The organism is Streptomyces sp. SPB074, from assembly GCF_000154905.1.
Classification (GTDB): Bacteria; Actinomycetota; Actinomycetes; order Streptomycetales; family Streptomycetaceae; genus Streptomyces.
Genome location: NZ_GG770539.1, coordinates 5,091,271 through 5,103,853, shown reverse-complemented (window position 1 = coordinate 5,103,853; position 12,583 = coordinate 5,091,271). Strand labels below are relative to the sequence as shown.

Genomic DNA, 12,583 nt, shown 5'->3' with positions numbered 1-12,583 from the left:
TCACTGCCCGTCGTGGCCGACGTAGCGGTGGCGCACGAGCCAGCTGTCGCCGTCGGCGACGAGGACGTCCCCGCACGTCGTGCTGAGCCGCAGCACGGGGGCGGCGCCCGCCGGGGTCGAGACGACCAGGGCGTCGTAGCCGGTGCGCACCGAGCCGTCCGGGAACCGCCACGCGGCCGGCAGGCCCAGCCAGTGCCGGCGCACCGTGCCGGGGGGCGGGGCGGGCCGCTTGCGCACCGCCGAGGCGATCGACGCGCGCCCGCGCACCGGCTCGGTGAACGCGCTCTGGTCGAAGACCCCGTCGTCGGTGAAGGTGCCGGCCCAGCCGGCCCCGTCCCCCTCGTCGAGGAGCCGCGTCTGCCGGGCGTAGAACTGCTGGATGGAGGCGTACTCGGCCGGGCCGACCGGCTCCGTGCGGCCCTGCCGCTCCGCGAACTCCTTGGCGTGGCGCATCGTGATCGTGCTGTTGCCGCCGAGCGCGTCGCGGATGAAGGCGTGGGCGTCGGCCACCGTCGCGGAGGCGCCGAGCACCTTGGTGACGGCCCCGGGGTTGACCACCACGGTGTGCCGGGAGACGGCGACGCTGCCCCAGGGGGTCTCGCGCACCGTCCACTCGCCGGTGTGCACGGACATGAGCGCGGGGGTCTGGGACTGCTTGTACGTGATGCGCCCGTCGGGCAGGCAGATCCGGATGGAGGCGGTGGTGTGCGTGGAGCCGTCGGGGCCGCGCGTGTCCATCCGCAGGTGCTGGACCCCCGGGGTGTCCTCCTCCAGGAGCACCCGCGCCACGTGCGGAAGCCGCTCCTGCCACTGTCCCGCCTCGCGCAGGAAGGTACGCACCTCCTCCGCCGGGGCGTCGACGCGCACGGAGTCCTCGAAGGTGTAGGGCTCCTCCTCGGTGCCCGCGCGGCGGGCGGCGGAGGCGAGCGCGGCCAGCTCGGCGGCGCTGTTCTGCTCGATCGCCTTCCGTATCCAGGCGACGTGGTGCTCCAGGTCGTCCACGGCGCGGAAGTCGTGCAGCAGCCGGACCCGGGAGCCGCCGTCCGGCAGCGGCTCCACGATCCACTCCCCGCCCATCGCGGCCACCGGGTCCTGGGAGACCTCCTGGCGGAACCGTATCCGCAGCCCCGCGCGGTCCAGGACCCGGCGGGAGGTCCAGGACTTCACCTCGCCGTTGGCGGTGGCCCAGATCCTCAGCCGCTCCTCGTCGTCCGCGCGCTCCAGGTACTCCACGTGCAGGGTCGGCGGAAAGACGTGCGGCCAGTCCCCGGCCCGTTCCACCAGGGCGAAGACGGTCTCCGGTGCGGCGGCCACCGTGATCGTGTGCTCGGTGGTGTGCGGTGCGTGGCTCATCCTGCTCCCCTCTGTCCGGCCGAGGCCGCGCGCGGCCGGGCCCACTGTCAGTAGTTGCCGAGCCCGCCGCAGACGTTCATGGCCTGCGCGGTGATCGAGGCGGCGGTGGGCGACAGGAGGTAGCCGACGAGCCCGGCGACCTCCTCGGGCGTGGAGTAGCGGCCGAGGGGGATCTTCGCCTCGAACTTCTCCAGCACCTCCGCCTCGCTGATGTCCCAGGCCCCGGCGTATCCCTGGCGCACGCGCGCGGCCAGCGGCGTCTCGACGTACCCGGGGCAGACGGCGTTGACGGTGATGCCCGTTTTCGCCAGCTCCAGGCCGAGCGCCTTGGTGAAACCGATGACGCCGTGCTTCGACGCCGAGTACGGCGCCCCCAGGACGACTCCCTGCTTGCCGCCCGTCGAGGCGATGTTGACGATCCGCCCGGTGCCGCGTTCCAGCATTCCGCCGCTCCTCAGCACCTCGCGGGTGACGCGGAAGACGCTGTTGAGGTTGGTCTCGATCACGTCGAGCCACAGCTCGTCCGTGAGAGACGCGCTCGGGCCGCCGCCGCTGCGGCCGGCGTTGTTGACCAGGACGTCCACCGGGCCGAAGCGCTCCGTGGCCGCCGCCACGAAGGCGCGCACCTGCTCGGTGTCCCGTACGTCGCAGGAGACCCCGTCGATGTCCAGGCCGGTGTCCCGCAGTTCCTTGACGGTGTGGGCGAGCCGGTCGCCGTCCCGCGCGCAGATGAAGACCCGCGCGCCCTCCTCGGCCAGCCGGCGCGCCACCGCCAGCCCGATTCCGCTGGTGGCACCAGTGACGACGGCGACGCGCTCTGCTGCGGGCGACATGGCGGCTCCTCGGCGATTCCCGCTGGGTGACGGACGACTGCGAGGCTTTCAGCGCCCGCTCGAAACGCGGTCGATCCCTGGTTCGGCCCGCGCTCCAGCGGCCTTCCACCTCCATGCGAGACCGGGCCCGCACGGTGGAACGACACGAACGACCGCTCGATGTCAAGCGGTGCCGCGGCACCCGGACGGACCGCCGGGCCGCCGGGCGGCGCAGGGCGACCAGGGAGGCCATTGATGACGGACCGAGAGTCGGACGCCGGGGAGGACGGCGCGGTGACGTTCCTGAACACCTTCACCGTGCACGCCGAGGCGGGGGTCTTCGAGGAGGAGTTCGCGCGGACGTCCGCGTTCATGGCGAGGCAGCCGGGCTTCGTCCGGCACACCCTCTGCCGTCATACGGAGCAGCCCGGCCAGTACGTCAACGTCGCCGAGTGGCGGGACGCGGCCTCCTTCCGGGCGGCCGTCTCGCACCCGGATTTCGGGCCGCACGCCAGCGCCCTGCGCGCGCTGAGCGAGAGCCGCCCCGCGCTGTACGAGGCCCGGCTGCGGTGCGAGAGCGGCACGGACCGCTCCGGGGCGGAGCGATGACGGGCCGCCGCCGGGTGGTCGTGACCGGGCTCGGTGTGATCGCCCCGGGCGGCATCGGTACGAAGGCGTTCTGGGAACGCGTCGTCTCGGGCGTCTCGGCGACCCGGACCATCACCGCGTTCGACCCGGCGCCCTTCCGCTCCCGGATGGCCGCGGAGTGCGACTTCGACGGGCTCCGCGCGGGCCTCTCGGCGCGCGACGTCGCCCGCCTGGACCGGGCGAGCCAGTTCGCGCTGGTCGCCGCGCGCGAGGCGCTCGCCGACAGCGGGATCGAGGTGGACGAGCGCAACGCGCACCGCACCGGGGTCAGCCTCGGCTCCGCGGTGGGCTGCACGCGGAAGCTGGAGGAGGAGTACGTCGCGCGCAGCGACGGCGGGCGGCAGTGGCTCGTCGACCACGCCGCCGGCACCCCGTACCTGTACGACTACTTCGTGCCCAGCTCCATGGCGGCGGAGGTGGCCTGGGAGGCGGGGGCCGAGGGCCCGGTGGCGCTCGTCTCGGCGGGCTGCACCTCCGGGCTCGACTCGCTGGGGCACGCGGTCGAGCTCATCAGGGAGGGCAGCGCCGACATCATGATCGCCGGGGGCAGCGACGCCCCCGTCGCGCCGATCACGGTGGCCTGTTTCGACGCCATCAAGGCGACCTCTCCGCGCAACGACACCCCGTCCCACGCCTCCCGGCCCTTCGACCGGACCCGCAGCGGCTTCGTTCTCGGCGAGGGGGCGGCCGTCCTCGTCCTGGAGGAACGGGAGGCGGCCCTGCGGCGCGGGGCGCAGGTCTACGCCGAGATCGCCGGTTTCGCCGCCCGCGCCAACGCCCACCACATGACCGGACTGCGCCCCGACGGGCGGGAGATGGCCGCCGCGATCACGGGCGCGCTGGACGACGCCAGGACGGCACCGGAGGCCGTCGGCTACGTCAACGCGCACGGCACGGCCACCCGGCAGAACGACATCCACGAGACCGCCGCGCTCAAGCGCGGCCTGGGCGATCACGCCTACCGGGTCCCAGTCAGCTCCCTCAAGGCGGTCATCGGGCACTCGCTCGGCGCCGTCGGCTCCATCGAGGCCGCCGCCTCCGCCCTGGTGATCCGGCACGGCGTCGTGCCCCCCACGGCGGGCCTGCACGAGCCCGATCCCGAACTAGACCTCGACTACGTGCCGTTGACCGCGCGCGATCAGCGCACCGACACCGTCCTCACGGTGGGCAGCGGCTTCGGCGGTTTCCAGAGCGCCATGGTGCTCACCGCCTCGGAAGGCAGGCGGCCGTGACCGCCCCGGCCGCCGCCCCGAAGGCCGTCGTCACCGGGATCGGGGTGCTCGCGCCCAACGGCGTCGGCGCCCGGGAGTACTGGTCGGCGACCCTGCGCGGCGAGAGCGGCATCGGCCCCCTCACCCGCTTCGACCCCTCCTCCTACCCCTCCCGGCTGGCCGGCGAGGTCACGGGCTTCTCCGTGCGCGACCACGTCCCCGGCAGACTCGTCCCGCAGACCGACCGCACCACGCAGTTCGCCCTGGCGGGTGCCGACTGGGCGCTCGCGGACTGCGGGCTGGACCCCGGCAGCCTGACGGCGGACGAGCGCGGCGTGGTCACCGCGAGCGCCTCCGGCGGATTCGAGTTCGGCCAGCGCGAGCTGGGCCACCTGTGGGGCGAGGGCCCCAAGCACGTCAGCGCGTACATGTCCTTCGCCTGGTTCTACGCGGTCAACTCCGGCCAGATCTCGATCCGGCACGATCTGCGCGGTCCGACCGGAGTGCTCGTCACCGACCAGGCGGGCGGCCTCGACGCGGTCGCGCAGGCCCGCCGCCGCGTGCGCGGCGGCACCCCTCTCATGCTGACCGGCGGCATGGACGCCTCGCTGTGCCCGTACGGGCTGGCGGCGCAGATCTCCGCCGGAATCCTCAGCGAGAGCGACGATCCGGCCCACGCCTACCGGCCGTTCGCCGAGGACGCCGACGGCCACGTACCGGGCGAGGGAGGAGCGATCCTGACCCTGGAGGACGGGGCGCGGGCCGAGGAACGCGGGGCGCGCGTCTACGGCGAGATCGCCGGGTACGCCGCCAGCTTCGACCCGCGGCCAGGGTCGGGCCGGCCCTCCACCCTGGAACGGGCGGTCAGGGGCGCCCTGGCCGACGCCGGCGCGCGCCCCGAGGACATCGCCTTCGTCCTCGCGGACGGGGCCGGTGAGCCGGGGGCCGACCGGGCCGAGGCACAGGCGCTGGGCGCGGTCTTCGGGCCGGGCGGCGTGCCGGTGACGGTCCCCAAGACGATGACCGGCCGTCTCTACTCCGGGGCCGCGCCGCTCGACCTCGTCTGCGCGCTGTTCGCGCTGCGCGACGGGGTCGTCCCGCCGACCGTGCACGTCGACGCGCCCGTCGCCGGCTACGGCCTCGACCTCGTCACCGGCGGGCCCCGGCCCCTCGACGGGGACCGCGTCCTCGTCCTGGCCCGGGGGCGCGGCGGCTTCAACAGCGCGATGGTGGTGCGGCGTTCGCCTGCGGCCTAGGCCGGCGGCGGGGGCGAGGACGCCCCCGGCCCGGCACGGCCCCCACGACCCTCTTCGACCGTACGAGACCTCATACCTCTGGGAGAGACCATGTCCGTTTTCGCCCTTGACGACCTGTTCACGATCATGCGGGAGTGCGCGGGCGAGGAGGAGTCCGCCGAACTCACCGCCGCCGCCGCGCGGCAGGAGTTCACCGAGCTGGGCTACGACTCGCTGGCGCTGCTGGAGGCGCTCAGCAGGGTGGAGCGCGCCTACCACGTCGAACTGCCCGAGGAGACGCTGGCCGAGGCGCTGACCCCGGCCGCGTTCGTCGCCGCCGTCAACGCGCAACTCGTCTCCCCCACACCGGCGATGGAGAGCGCGGAATGACCGAGGCGGCCCCGGCGCCCGATGTCCTGATCGCGGGGTGCGCGGCCTGGCTGCCGCCTCGCGTCCCGGCGGCGGAGGCCGTCGCGGCCGGGCGGTGCGACGAGGCGCTGGTCGCGAGCACCGGCATGGTGTCCGTGGCTGTCGCGCGGGACGAGCCGCCGCCGGAGATGGCGGCCCGGGCCGCCCGGACCGCTCTCGACCGCGCGGGCTTCGACGACGTGTCCCTGATCCTGCACGCGAGCTTCTTCTACCAGGGGCACGACCTCTGGGCGCCCGCCTCGTACGTCCAGCGCGTCGCCGTCGGCAACCGGTGCCCGGCGATCGAGGTCGGCCAGGTCTCCAACGGCGGGATGGCCGCGCTCGGCCTCGCGGTCGATCATCTGCGGGGCGGCGCGGCGGACGGCGCGGAGGACCGGCGGGTGCTCGTGACGACGGGCGACGCCTTCCGGCCACCGGGCTTCGACCGCTGGCGCAGTGATCCGGGGACCTTCTACGGGGACGGGGGCACCGCCCTCGTGCTCTCCTCGCGGCGGGGCTTCGCCCGGGTCCGCTCCCTCGCGACCGTTTCCGCCCCCGGTCTGGAGGCGATGCACCGGGGTGACGATCCCTTCGGGCACGCGCCGTTCGCCCACCGGCCGGTGGTCGATCTCGACGCCTGCAAGAAGGACTTCCTGGCCAGCCGGCAGGTGACCCGGGTGATCGCGGCGAGCGGGGCGGCGCAGGACGCCGCCGTCGAGCGGGCGCTGGCCTCGGCCGGGGTCGCCCTCGGCGACGTCGACCGCTTCGTCCTTCCCCATCTGGGCCGCAAGAGGCTGCGGGCGGGCTTCCTGGCCCGCTTCGGCATCGCGGAGGAGCGCACCACCTGGGAGTGGAGCCGCACGGTGGGCCACCTCGGGGCCGGTGACCAGTTCGCCGGCTTCGACCACCTGGTCTCCTCCGGCACACTGGCCGCCGGGGACCTCGTCGTCTGGATGAGCGTGGGCGCCGGGTTCACCTACTCCTGCGCGGTGGTCGAGATCCTCGAAGAGCCCGCCCGCCGGGACGCGGGGGCCGCCGCGTGAGCGGCGCGGGGGCGCCGCGCGCGGGCGGGCCGCTGCCCGTCGCGCTGCTGCTGCCCGGCCAGGGGTCCCAGCACGTGCGGATGGCCGCGGGGCTCTACGGGCACGAGCCGGTCTTCGGCGCGGCGATGGACGACTTCTTCGCGGCGGCGGGCGCCGAGGGCGAGGCGCTGCGCCGGGACTGGCTGGCCGAACACCCCGGCACGGACATCGACCATGTGACCCGGTCCCAGCCGCTGCTCTTCGCCGTCGGCCACGCCCTGGGCCGCATGGTCCTGGGGCGGGGGCTGCGCCCGGCGGTGCTGCTGGGGCACAGCATCGGGGAGATGGCGGCGGCCACCCTGGCCGGGGTGTTCCGGCCCCGGGACGCGACGGACCTGGTCCTCGACCGGGTGCGGCGGCTGGCCGGGGCCGCGCCGGGCGGCATGGTGGCCGTGGCCGCCTCCGCGGCGGAGGTGGCTCCGTACCTGCGGGGGCAGGTCGTCGTCGGCGCGGTCAACGCCCCGCGCCAGACCGTGCTCGCGGGACCGGACAAGCCGCTGGGGGAGACGGGACGCCTGCTGCGGGCGGCGGGCTTCGTCTGCCGCCGGGTGCCGTCGCTCAGCCCCTTCCACAGCCCGGTCCTGGAACCGGCCTGCCGGGGCGCGGCCGAGCGCTTCGCCGCCGTGGAACGGCGGATGCCGTCCGTGCCGGTCCGGTCCGCCTACACCGCCGCTCCGCTCACCCGCGCCGAGATCGGCGATCCGGGCTTCTGGGCGCGGCAGCCCGTGGCCCCGGTGCTCTTCTGGCCGGCGCTCGACGCGCTCCTCGGGAGCGGGGACCACCTGCTGGTGGAGGTGGGTCCGGGGCAGGGGCTCTCCGCGGTGGCCCGCCGCCACCCGGCGGTACGGCGGGGCACGAGTGCCGTCGTGTCGCTGCTGCCCGCCCGGCCGGGAACGCCGGAGGCGGACCGCGCCGCCCTGGACGCCGCGCTGCGCCGCCTGGAGGCGGCCGGGCACCCGGCGGCCGGGGAGACGGTGGCCGCGCACCCGGTGGCCGGGGAGACGGTGGCCGGGGAGACGGGACGCTCCGGCGGCCCGGAGCACTCGCTCGCCTGACCGGCGCGCGCATCCGCTCGCCCGACCGGCGCGCGTATCCGCTCGCCCGACCGGCGCGCGTATCCGGCGCCGCCCGTCGGCGGGCGGGGCCGGATACCGTCCCCTCGGGGCAGGGGACGCCTGCCTGCGGGGAGACGGCCCGTCAGGAGCCGACGGCGGCCGTGACGTAGCGCACGGGCGTGTCGATCACGAGCGGCCCCTGGCCGTCGCGGATCGCGTCGAGCGAGGTGATCAGCCGTTCGCGCAACTGCCGCCGTTTGTCGTCGGCGAGGTGGTTCCAGAGCAGCCGCATCCCCTGGGTGTGGGACCAGTCCACCCAGGCCCGGCCCGACGTGGCGACGAGACGGACGGGTTCGTCGGTGACGGCGACGTCCCGGAAACCGGCGCGCTCCAGGGTGCGGGCGAGGTCGGCCGGGTCGGCGAGCCAGCTGTTGAAACGCTGCTGGAGCCGTTCGGGCTGCCACGCGGGGGGCAGGTCGAGAAGGAGTTCGCGCGGGATGAGCCGGGTGAAGACCGGCGGCAGGAAGGGGAAGGTGTCGTCGCTGAACACCGGGCTCGTGAAGGCGATCCGGCCGCCGGGTGACAGCAGCGGGGCGTAGCGGGCGAGGGCCGCGGGGGCGTCGGGCAGGAAGATGACGCTGTAGCTGCCCAGCACGACGTCGAAGGAGCCGTGCGCGAAGTCCGGGTGCTCCCCGTCCATCACGCGGAACTCCACCGCGCCGGCGCCCCGCGCCGCCGCTTCCCGCGTGGCCTCCTCGATCATCGCCTCGGCGACGTCGATGCCGACCACGCGCCCCTTCGGGCCCACCCGCGCCGCGGCCGGGAAGGCGCAGGCGCCCCGGCCGCAGCCGACGTCGAGGACCCGCTCGCCCGGGCCGGGGGCCGCGTGCTCCACCAGGCGCCGCCCCATCGGGGTGAAGAACTCGACACCGAGCCGGTCGTAGGACGCCGCGGCGCTGTTGAAGGCGGCCGTCACTTCGGATTTGTACGTGGAGGTGTCCACTGGCGCTCCCGCTCTCTGTGTGGACCCACCACACTTCACGTACCGTCTCGGGCTCGGATCGAGAAGCCTTGGAGCGCGGATGGAATATGACTGGACACGGCGCAGAATAAATATTCCGGGGCCCGTCGGGTCTTGCGCGGCACGGGACTCCCTCTTAAGACTTTCCTCCGTCACCACCGCATCGAATTCCGAGGGGAAAAATGAGCGACCAGACAGCGGCCGTCCGACGCCTCGTGGACGCGTACAACACCGGGAAAACCGACGACGTGGCCGATTACATCCATCCGGAATACATGAATCCGGGAACTCTCGAATTCACCTCGCTGCGCGGGCCGGAGCTTTTCGCGGTCAACGTCGCGTGGGTCAAGCGGACCTTCTCGCAGGACGCGCGGCTGGAGGAGGTGGCCATCGAGGAGAACGGCGACTGGGTGCGTGCCCGGCTGGTGCTCTACGGGCGGCACGTCGGCGAGATGGTCGGCATGGCGCCCACCGGGCGCCTGTTCTCCGGCGAGCAGATCCACCTCCTGCACTTCGTGGACGGCAAGATCCACCACCACCGCGACTGGCCCGACTACCAGGGCACCTACCGTCAGCTCGGCGAGCCCTGGCCGGTGGCCGAACACCGCCGTCCGTGAGCGGGGCACCGCCCGCTGCCACGAAGGCTTCCTGGGGGGGGAAACGTGATGGAGTTCGGTGTACTGGGCTCGCTGTACGTGCGGGTGAACGGGGAGACGAGCGCCCCGAGCGCCCCGAAGCTGCGGAACGTGCTGGCGATGCTCCTCGTCCACGCGGGCCAGGTCGTGCCCGTGTCCTCGCTGGTGCGGGACCTGTGGGACGAGGACCCGCCGGTCAGCGGCCTGACCACGCTGCAGACGTACATCCTGAACCTGCGCAAGATGTTCGCCGCGCTCACCGGCACGCCGACCGGCGAGGTGGCCCGCCACGTGCTGGTGACCCGGGCGGGCGGGTACGCGCTGGCGGCCGGTACCGGCACTCTCGACCTGCACCGCTACCGCCGCCTGGTGACCTCGGGGCGCGAGTCCCTGGCGCGCGGCGACGACGCGGGCGGGATGCGGGACCTCAACGAGGCGCTCATGCTCTGGCGGGGGCCCGCCCTGGTCGACGTACCGGCCGGCCGGGTGCTGGAGAGCAGGCGCAGGCAGCTGGAGGAGTCCCGGCTGGCCGCCTTCGAGTACCTGGTCGACGTGGAGCTGCGGCTGGGCATGTACCGCGAGGTGCTGGCCGAACTGGCCGCGATCACGGTGGAGAACCCGCTGCACGAGGGCCTGCACGGCCAGTACATGTGGGCCCTGCACCTCAGCGGGCGCAGGGCCCAGGCGCTCCAGGTCTTCCACCGGCTGCGCGGTGCGCTGGTCGCGGGGCTGGGCCTGGAGCCGGGCCCCCAGGTGCAGCGACTGCACCAGGCGGTGCTGAACGCGGACACCGAGTACGCGCCGCGCTTGGCCGCGGCCCGGGCCCCGGTCGCGGTGCCCGCCACCGCCTTCTGCGGCGGCCGTCCCTACTGACCTTCACCCGCCCCGGCCTGATTGCGGCTCAGGTCGCGGAGTGGCTAGGGTGCACCCCAGTAGAAAAATTTGACTAGACCGGGAGGCGTCATGCCGGACGAGCCTCAAGAGCGGGAGCGGGAGCAGGGGGACTGGCGCGCGCAGACACCGGTCGACAGCCCCGAGGGCTGGGTGTCGGCGCACATCCGCCGGTACGACCGCAGCGGCGGCACGGAGGGACAGAAGTGGTACGGGCTCGACACCCTGCTGCTCACCACCCGGGGCCGCACTTCGGGGAAGGCACGCCGCACGGCGGTGATCTACGGCCGCGACGGGGCGCGCGTCATCGTCGTCGGCTCGAACGGGGGGAAACCCGCGCACCCGCTGTGGTACCTCAATCTGGTCGCCTGCCCCGAGGCGCACGTCCAGATCGGGGAAGAACATCTCGACGTGCGCGCCCGCACGGCGACCCCGGAGGAGAAACCGGAACTCTGGGCGCTGATGACGAAGATCTTCCCGCAGTACAAGAGCTACCAGAAGAAGACCACCAGGGAAATTCCCGTGGTGATTCTCGAACCCGTGACGAATTGAGCGGGACATGAACGCACGGCAGCGAAAGGGAAGGTGTCCGTCGTGAACGAGTACACGCGCCGCAGATTCCTCGGCAGCGCGGCGGCCGTCGGCTCCGTCACCGCGGTGGCGACGGCCGTTCCGGCCGCTTCGGCCGCCGCCGCGCCGGTGGCGGGCAGGGGCGGCGCGCGCGTCCCCGAGACCGGCCTGGTCCAGGTGGGCCGGACGGACCGGCGGTACGCGGACCTGACCGGCCGGGGCTTCAACGGACGCTTCCGCGGCCGGCCCGACACGGTCTACGTCGTGCACACCGCCGACCAGGTCGTGGACGCCGTCGGCCGGGCTCTCCGGGCGGGGCACCGGATCGCGGTGCGCAGCGGCGGGCACTGCTTCGAGGGCTTCGTGGACGACCCCGCCGTGCGGGCCGTCATCGACATGTCCGAGATGCGGCAGGTCTTCTTCGACCCGGCCAGGCGGGCCTTCGCCGTGGAGCCGGGGGCGACCCTCGGGGAGGCGTACCGCACGCTGTACCTGGACTGGGGCGTGACCATTCCGGCCGGGGTCTGCCCGCAGGTCGGCGTGGGCGGCCACGTCCTCGGCGGCGGCTACGGACCGCTCTCCCGGCGCGACGGCGTCGTCGCCGACCACCTGTACGCGGTCGAGGTCGTCGTGGTGGACGCCTCGGGCCGGGCCCGCAAGGTCGTGGCCACCCGCGAGGCGGACGACCCGAACCGCGAGCTGTGGTGGGCCCACACCGGGGGCGGGGGCGGCAACTTCGGCATCGTCACCCGGTACTGGTTCCGCACCCCCGGGGCGCGCGGCAAGGACCCGTCCGCCCTGCTGCCCACGGCGCCCGAGTCCACCGTGCGGCACCTCGTGACCTGGGACTGGTCGGCCCTCACCGAGGAGGCGTTCACCCGGATCATCGACAACCACGGCGCCTGGCACGCGCGCAACAGCGAGGCGGACACCCCCTGCGCCAGCCTGCACAGCGTCTTCTACCTCAACAGCCGGGCGGCCGGGAACATCCTCCTGGACACCCAGATCGACGGCGGGCTCGACGGGGCCGAGGACCTGCTGAACGACTTCGTCGCGGCCGTCAACGAGGGCACGGGCGTGGAGCCCGCCGTCCAGCGGAGCACGGAACCGTGGCTCAAGGGCGCGCTGGCCGACAAGTTCGACACGGGGGGCTTCGACCGGACCAAGTCGAAGGGCGCCTACCTGCGCAAGCCGTGGACGGCGCAGCAGGCCGCGACCCTCTACCGCTACCTGGGCGCCGACTCGCAGGTGTGGGGCGAGGTCTCGCTCTACTCCTACGGCGCCAAGGTCAACGCGGTGCCGGAGACGGCCACGGCGACCGCGCAGCGCGACTCCATCATCAAGGTGTGGATGTCCGCGACGTGGATGGACCCCGCGCAGGACGACGCCAACGTCGCCTGGATCCGCGAGATCTACCGGGACGTCTTCGCCACCACCGGCGGCGTTCCCGTGCCCGGCGACCGGACCGAGGGCACCTTCATCAACTACCCCGACATCGATCTCGCCGACCCGGAGTGGAACACCTCCGGCGTGCCCTGGCACACCCTCTACTACAAGGGGAACTACCCCCGCCTCCAGCGGGTCAAGGCCCGCTGGGACCCGCGGAACGTCTTCCGGCACGCGCTGTCCGTGCGGCTGCCCGGCTGACCCGCGTACGGAAGG

13 protein-coding genes are annotated in these 12,583 nt (G+C 73.9%); 10 read left to right on the top strand and 3 right to left on the bottom strand.

Translation table 11 applies throughout. From position 1 onward, the window contains the following. Complete coding sequence (locus SSBG_RS21580; protein WP_008748188.1) at positions 1-1,353, bottom strand: SRPBCC family protein; 1,353 nt, start codon at positions 1,351-1,353, stop codon at positions 1-3. 47 nt (positions 1,354-1,400) lie between these two features. After that, positions 1,401-2,186, bottom strand: a complete 786-nt coding sequence (gene fabG / locus SSBG_RS21575; protein WP_008748187.1) for a 3-oxoacyl-ACP reductase FabG — start codon at positions 2,184-2,186, stop codon at positions 1,401-1,403. A 234-nt stretch (positions 2,187-2,420) separates the two neighbouring features. Here fabG and SSBG_RS21570 point away from each other — a divergent pair, with 234 nt between their 5' ends. From SSBG_RS21570 to SSBG_RS21545, 6 genes are all read left to right on the top strand, one after another. Then, positions 2,421-2,774, top strand: a complete 354-nt coding sequence (locus tag SSBG_RS21570) for an antibiotic biosynthesis monooxygenase family protein (RefSeq protein WP_037870355.1) — start codon at positions 2,421-2,423, stop codon at positions 2,772-2,774. Next, positions 2,771-4,045 carry a beta-ketoacyl-[acyl-carrier-protein] synthase family protein gene (locus tag SSBG_RS21565; protein ID WP_008748185.1) on the top strand — a complete coding sequence of 425 codons (1,275 nt, stop codon included), beginning with the start codon at positions 2,771-2,773 and terminating at the stop codon, positions 4,043-4,045. Before SSBG_RS21570 ends, SSBG_RS21565 begins: the two co-directional genes overlap by 4 nt. Further along, positions 4,042-5,280: a ketosynthase chain-length factor gene (locus SSBG_RS21560; RefSeq protein WP_008748184.1), complete on the top strand. Its 1,239-nt coding sequence runs from the start codon at positions 4,042-4,044 to the stop codon at positions 5,278-5,280. Before SSBG_RS21565 ends, SSBG_RS21560 begins: the two co-directional genes overlap by 4 nt. A gap of 90 nt (positions 5,281-5,370) precedes the next feature. Next, positions 5,371-5,649, top strand: coding sequence for an acyl carrier protein (locus SSBG_RS21555; protein WP_008748183.1), 279 nt, complete (start codon positions 5,371-5,373; stop codon positions 5,647-5,649). After that, complete coding sequence (locus SSBG_RS21550) at positions 5,646-6,710, top strand: ketoacyl-ACP synthase III family protein (protein ID WP_008748182.1); 1,065 nt, start codon at positions 5,646-5,648, stop codon at positions 6,708-6,710. The genes SSBG_RS21555 and SSBG_RS21550 overlap by 4 nt, the downstream gene beginning before the upstream one ends. Continuing rightward, complete coding sequence (locus tag SSBG_RS21545; RefSeq protein WP_008748181.1) at positions 6,707-7,804, top strand: acyltransferase domain-containing protein; 1,098 nt, start codon at positions 6,707-6,709, stop codon at positions 7,802-7,804. Before SSBG_RS21550 ends, SSBG_RS21545 begins: the two co-directional genes overlap by 4 nt. Before the next feature lie 142 nt (positions 7,805-7,946). Here the strand turns inward: SSBG_RS21545 and SSBG_RS21540 are convergent, their stop codons facing one another. After that, positions 7,947-8,807, bottom strand: a complete 861-nt coding sequence (locus tag SSBG_RS21540) for a class I SAM-dependent methyltransferase (RefSeq protein WP_008748180.1) — start codon at positions 8,805-8,807, stop codon at positions 7,947-7,949. Between the two features lie 200 nt (positions 8,808-9,007). Between SSBG_RS21540 and SSBG_RS21535 the strand changes: the two genes are divergently transcribed. The 4 genes from SSBG_RS21535 to SSBG_RS21520 all read left to right on the top strand — a co-directional run bounded on the left by SSBG_RS21535 (position 9,008) and on the right by SSBG_RS21520 (position 12,568). Further along, entirely contained in the window at positions 9,008-9,442 is a 435-nt protein-coding gene (locus tag SSBG_RS21535; RefSeq protein ID WP_008748179.1) for an ester cyclase, read from the top strand. A 48-nt stretch (positions 9,443-9,490) separates the two neighbouring features. Beyond that, positions 9,491-10,333, top strand: coding sequence for an AfsR/SARP family transcriptional regulator (locus SSBG_RS21530; protein WP_037870353.1), 843 nt, complete (start codon positions 9,491-9,493; stop codon positions 10,331-10,333). Positions 10,334-10,423: 90 nt separating this feature from the next. After that, positions 10,424-10,903 carry a nitroreductase family deazaflavin-dependent oxidoreductase gene (locus tag SSBG_RS21525; protein ID WP_008748177.1) on the top strand — a complete coding sequence of 160 codons (480 nt, stop codon included), beginning with the start codon at positions 10,424-10,426 and terminating at the stop codon, positions 10,901-10,903. A gap of 42 nt (positions 10,904-10,945) precedes the next feature. Continuing rightward, complete coding sequence (locus SSBG_RS21520; RefSeq protein ID WP_199781392.1) at positions 10,946-12,568, top strand: FAD-binding oxidoreductase; 1,623 nt, start codon at positions 10,946-10,948, stop codon at positions 12,566-12,568. Positions 12,569-12,583: the final 15 nt, after the last annotated feature.